1 protein-coding gene is annotated in these 1,032 nt (G+C 35.3%); it reads right to left on the bottom strand.

The window, feature by feature from the left end; all coding sequences use genetic code 11:
- A partial coding sequence (locus ACFOZZ_RS13230; protein WP_376815422.1) for a hypothetical protein occupies positions 1–1,032 on the bottom strand: 1,032 nt, incomplete at both ends.

Raw genomic sequence — 1,032 nt, 5'->3', positions numbered from 1 at the left:
TCAATGACCTTTTTTATGTATTCAAAATCAATCTCATCCTGTCTTTCCTTCATGCCGTAATTATCATCTGAGAGTATTGAATAATAGGATGACTTAGATATGCCGATTCTCTTCAGTATGGAACGGATGGAATAGTCATATCTGTCGTGTGGAAGGTCTCTTATCCATATGCATAATGCCTTCTTCTGTTCAGAGGTAAGGGAAGGAAGAATTTTCCTGATACTATCAAAATGCATCATTGACAGTTTCTCTAGCGCTCTCATCCTGTTGTGCTGGATGCGGCATCTGAACTCCTGGTCACATTCAACCACCATATTATCAGAATCACCATTCCAGGATCTGAGCTGTTTTTCTATTCTATTTAGTACCCTTGCAGGAAGATCAGATTCATCAATTTCATATATTCTGAGAATCTCATCAATAGGATAACCAGTATATATTGAAGATTCATCAAAAAATTGTTTATTAAGTGTGAAATATTCTGCAGTGCATCTCTTGACATATGGATGACCAGTATATTTATCTACTACATCAGCTCCTATCTTTTCTTTAGGTTTTACTCCATCTTCAAGCTTTCTTTTTAATTCATATATTCTATGATATCCGACTTTATTGGGATCAAGACCACAGGATTCAAGCAGGGATTCAATGGAGACAGAAGGGTATTCTTTATAAGCTTTATCGATGAATTCAGAACTGAATCTAATTAGACTTCCTGTTCTGACGAATATTCCAGAATCAATCAGAGATTCATTGTCGTACTTTTCAGTAGAGTTATACTTTACAGATACCTTATTCCTTCCGTTAGTAGGACGACCATAGCGCTTAAAGTTAATGTTGGTGTTATTTATCACATCGCATCCTAACATCGAACAATCAAAGCCGTATGATTTAAGTACACTTCTTATCTGAGAAGTAGATGGCTGCTTAATCCATTCATCATATAAAATGCATCTGAATTCATAAGTGAATATCAGTCTGTTTTGTTTAACGTTCTTGACGTATGGTGAGTTAGATAATAACTTAATTTCT

This window comes from Catenibacterium sp. GCM10023432 (genome assembly GCF_042651925.1).
Taxonomy (GTDB): Bacteria; Bacillota_I; Bacilli_A; order Erysipelotrichales; family Coprobacillaceae; genus Catenibacterium; species Catenibacterium mitsuoka.
This window is presented reverse-complemented; position numbering and strand designations above follow the sequence as displayed.